This window comes from bacterium (assembly GCA_035505375.1).
GTDB lineage: Bacteria > Hydrothermota > Tepidihabitantia > Tepidihabitantales > Tepidihabitantaceae > UBA2258.
In genome coordinates, this window is sequence record DATJQV010000031.1 from 1 (window position 1) to 4,717 (window position 4,717).

Genomic DNA, 4,717 nt, shown 5'->3' on the forward strand with positions numbered 1-4,717 from the left:
CACGGTGCGTTCGGGTCGAGCGGACCCGCGGCGTACCCAGCCACGCAGAAGAGCGCAGTCTTCCCGACGACGATGATGTCGCCGGTGCTGGTGATGGATGGATTCGGGTCGTTGCCGGTCAGGTCCGCGATCCGCAGACCATGTCCGCGGTCATAGCGCCGCAATCCGTGTTTGCGGGGATAGGCGATGTTGGACATAAGGCCGCCGCCGGGCAGGTAGTAGTTGCAGTCACAGGCCCAGATCTTCGTACCGTCGGCCTGATTCAGGCAGAACAGCACGTCGTCGTCGGTCTGGATGTACACGTAGCCGTTGGCCGCAACAATGGGTGTGGTGTTGAGCGCGATGCCCTGGCCCAGTGACTTCTGCCAGTTTATGCTGCCGGTTGCGGGGTCGATGCTGTAGACCGTGCCCTGGTCGGTGCCGATAAAGAGCGCCGACTGGCCGAGCGCAGGCCTGGACCCGAGGCCGTCCAGCGCCAGCGGGGGCCATTTGTTTGTGCTGTCCGGGTTGATCGCATACAGAGATGGCGGGTTGCCGCCGCCGGTATCGGTTCCGCAGTAGACCGTGCCATCGCTGCCGATTATCGGCCCGCCGACCTCACCGCTGGGAATGAGATGGCGACGCCACACGGGCGAACTGAGGTTTGCGTCCAGCTTGATCAGATAGCCGCCGTCGGTGCCGCAGTAGACGCTGCCGTCTGCGTCGATTGCCGGCGCGTCAACGACCGCCTCGTTGGTGCCGACGACGTAGTCGGCTGCCTTGGTCACAGAACCGCTGGCGTCGGTGAACTTGTACAACCGACCCTGGCTGTCATTCTCTACCTCGCGGCCGACGTAGATGTCTCCGCCGCTTATCGCCGGCGCGCCGAACGGGATGAAGGGTTCCAGACTCTCAACCGACACGTTCGGCCACCGCCAGGCGTGAGATAGACTGGGGAGAGACAGTGCGTAGAGCTCACCTTCCTCACTCCCGACGATGACATGAGCGGTGGCGGCGCAGAAGGCAGGGTCGCCGATGAATTCATACTCCGACGAGGGCCACGAGGTCGTGGTCGAACCCTGGATCTTTTTGTTGGTGGCTTTGAGGGAGTAGAACTTGAAGTCGCCGCTGCTGGGACCCAGCAAGACCTCTTCCGCGCCGTCATTGGCCACGAGCATAGAAGTGGTGAACGCACCTTCTTCGCCGTCCTGCCACCACCATTTGACGCCGCCCTCAAGGCCGACGGGTATCTGGACCGTGTCCGGGAGCGACTTCGCTTTCTTCCAGTCCTGCACCCACACGATGACCTTCGCGTTTCCGACGTCGTTGAAGATGTTGGTGACCGTGAAGGTGCAGGGCGTGGGAGTCAGTTCGGTCGTCGTGTCGCCCTTCGGCCATTTGACGATGGCGCAGAGGCTGTCGTCGTCCGGGTCGTGGCCGTAGACGGTGATGTTCGTTGGGGCGCCCTTGACCGCGACCGGCGGGAACAGCACCGAGTCAACGATCGGCCGCTGGTTCAGCACGACCTTCACGGACTTGGCCGGAGAGAAGTCGGAAGCCTTCTTCGGGTCATCGTCACGAATCGCCTGCGCCTTGACGGAGTACGTGCCGGCCGCGTCCCACTCGTGGGTCACTGCCGCGGTTTCATTGGAGGCGTAAGCGACGTCGCCGGTGTCGGTCGCGTCCTGCCAGTCCATGATGTAGCGAATGAAGCCCTTCGAGGTAGTGGTAACAACACTGCAGGAGTAGGTGGAGTAAGTCCAGGTAGAATCAGCCCCCCAGGGAGCGCCCGGGGTCGCCGGCGGTTTGTTCGGACAGCCGGTCAGGCACAGGATGACCACCAGGGCCAGCACAGATGTCGCTGCCGTCTTTCTCCAAGTCATACAGTCCTCCCTGTAGGCCGCTGGTTTCGGCTACCGGGTGACGACTGGGCCGTGGAACACGCCGACTTCCGGCATGCGGACGCTGCCGCCGTTGCCGTCTTCAAAGTAGTAGTAGTAAGTGTGCATGTTGCTGAGGAACTCGGCGCTCTGGTAGGCGTACAGGCCGTTGGCAGCGTCGCCCTTGATGCGCTTCATGGAGTGCGGGACGTTGTCGATGTAGATGAGCGCGACCGGCGGATCATCGCCGTCCACGTCGTTGTAATGCACGAGGAAGCTGTAGCGAACGGGGCAGCCCCACCCGTTCTGGGTTCCGCCGACCTTCGGCTCATTCCGCTGGTCGAGCAGCGCCGGGGGCGTGTTCGGCATGGCCACCACTTCCGGCCCGCGCAGGAAGCCGGCGGACGGCAGACTCACGCAGTCGCCGTTGCGGTCCTTGGCCAGGAAGTAGTAGGCGTGAGGACCGACCGGCAGCAGGGTCTGGTAGTGGTAGACGCCGTCGTTGGCCTTGCCGCTGTGGAGTTTCATGTCGTGGTAGATGCCGTCGACGACCACTTTGACCATGGGCGACGGCGGGCAATCCCGGTCCTTGTAGTGAACCGCATAGGTGTAGATGCTCTGCTTCGAGCCGTAGTCGAAATAGACGCCGCCGTCGGTCAGTACCGGCAGCAGGTTCATCGGTTTCTTAGCGCCGACGAACGGGCCGTCGTATGCCCCGTAGCGCGGGACACGTTCACTCGCGCCGCGCGCGTCCTCGACGTAGAAGTAGTGCGAGTGCTCGCCCGGAGGAAGAGTCAGCCGGGCCCGATAGGTAGCCTGGGCGGCGGTACCCTTGCCGACTCGCTTCAACGGGTAGGCGATGTTGTCAATGTAGACTTCCACCTTGGCGGCGACGTCGCCGTCCGGATCACTGTAGTTGAGGGTGGCGACGTAGACGGTTTTCGCTACGCCCGTCATCGGTGAAATCATCGGGTGGCAGATGCAGGGCTTGGCGTTGCCCTGGAAAGCCAGCGACGGCGTGGCGAGGACCAGGACCATGAGAACAACTGAAGCTGCGGCAAAAGCATAGTGCTTTGTGCGCATTCTTCCTCCTTTTTTCATAGCTCCGGTATTATAGGTTTGTCGGCATTGGGTGTCAAGGGAAGTGACCCCTGACCGCGCGTCTCAGGCGCGCAGACCCCTGCTGCTACGACCGGGATGCAGACAATAAGTCGGCCATGACCCGCCGCGCGCCGCGCGGCGTGCATGACCCAGTGGCAACCTGAAGGCTGGAGCACCACCTCCATCTTACATTCCGTTATGTTCCTGTCAACAAAGCATTTGCGCCCGAGAACCGATATTGGGACAACCACGGAGGCCACAGAGGAGGAAGAGCGGGTGATGCGGGATTCGGCCCGGACTCTCTCCGTCTCTGTGCTCTCCGTGGTTCAATATCGGAATCATGGTTGCGGGCGTCCCGGGAGCGGTCTCAGAAGGTCGGCTCGCCCGACCCCTGTCTGCGCTGTCGCGTAAGCATGCGATTGCCGCGTCCTGCGTAGTTCCTCAGAATTGGATCTGCCCGAAATGATGCGGAGATGAGGTGGCATCATGGTGTGGGCGCTGCAGAATACTTGGTCTGGTAGGCTCGGTCAAGCTGGCGTTGCAGAACGGCAATGCGCTCAGTCAGCTTGAAGTAGTCGACGCTACGATGGAGTACGCGGAGTCGATGGCACTGGCGAGGCGACAGTCGCTTGGACTCAAGCAGCCGGTGGTAGGGCGTAGCGATTGTCCGGCGGCGTCGGGCAGATGGTCTGTCGGTTGCTGCCGAGGCCTGGAACTTCATGGTCGGCATGAACAGGTTGTGACGGAGTGAAATGAGCGGTGCCAGTTGACGCAGAATGAGGTACTCCGGTCTGGTTTCATAGCGTCGGTAGCCGACATAGGCTCTGACCAGTGACCCGTTCTTACTCTCCACATAGGGCGCATCGTTCTTGTGGTAGGCGCGCGACCGGGTCTGTTTGAGCTTCCGGCGGCGGGCGGTCCCGATCAGGGTACGATTGATGAACTCGCCGCCGTTGTCGGTGTGCATCTCGGTCGGGGTGAATGGCAACCTGGCAAGTACCCGTTTCAGGGCCTTACTGACCCAGATTTGAGCACGATTGGGCAAAGCCCGGAGCTCGGTCCAGCCGGTATCCGCTTCGGTGGCGGTGACCGTAACGCAGAACTGCCCGCGGCCGGTGTTGCCCGAATGCTGGACGGTATCGACTTCAATGTAGCCGAAGCGGTCGAGCGGCTTGTCATGGTATGACTGTACGGGGACGGCTTTTCTGAGCCAGGCGGCATGAGGCTTGCGTTGGTAACGTTGCTTGAGGATATCCCGGCTCCGTACCGGTCCGAGCAGGCGGTCGATGGTGGCGGGACTGATAGCCAGGAGCTGTTGTTTGAGCCGTGGCGGAATGTCCTTGAGCTCTCGGTGGCGGAAGATGACAGCGCGGTTGGCTTTGATGAAGGCGGTCAGATGGACTGAGGAGATGCCGTCGGCCAGTCTCCAGACGGTCTTCAGGTGAGGCAAGAGATCGGCGGTATAGGTTTTCTTGCGTCCACGGCGGCAGACCAGCGAGACTCGCGGGTCGGCGACAACGCGGGTGCGGTGATGGGTGAAGACGCTGCGGCCGGAGGCACGGAGCAGCAGGGCCAGGTAGCGGCGATTGTAGTGCAACACCGTAGTCAGCTCATCCAGCATCGCTGACTTGAGTTTCTTGCGGCGCGCGCGATAGCGGCGGGCGTTGGCCATGATCACCGACATCCGGCCATCCTTGGAACAGACGTGCTTCGGGAAGGTTGCGACCATCCAATATCATGACCAAGCCAGACCGGGA

The 4,717-nt window shown here is 62.0% G+C and carries 3 protein-coding genes; all 3 read right to left on the reverse strand.

The window, feature by feature from the left end; all coding sequences use genetic code 11:
- The coding region (locus VMH22_04855; protein HTW91018.1) for a PQQ-binding-like beta-propeller repeat protein at positions 1–1,862 on the reverse strand (1,862 nt) is incomplete at its 3' end.
- A gap of 30 nt (positions 1,863–1,892) precedes the next feature.
- Complete coding sequence (locus VMH22_04860) at positions 1,893–2,942, reverse strand: hypothetical protein (GenBank protein HTW91019.1); 1,050 nt, start codon at positions 2,940–2,942, stop codon at positions 1,893–1,895.
- A gap of 502 nt (positions 2,943–3,444) precedes the next feature.
- Positions 3,445–4,689, reverse strand: a complete 1,245-nt coding sequence (locus VMH22_04865; protein ID HTW91020.1) for a transposase family protein — start codon at positions 4,687–4,689, stop codon at positions 3,445–3,447.
- Positions 4,690–4,717: the final 28 nt, after the last annotated feature.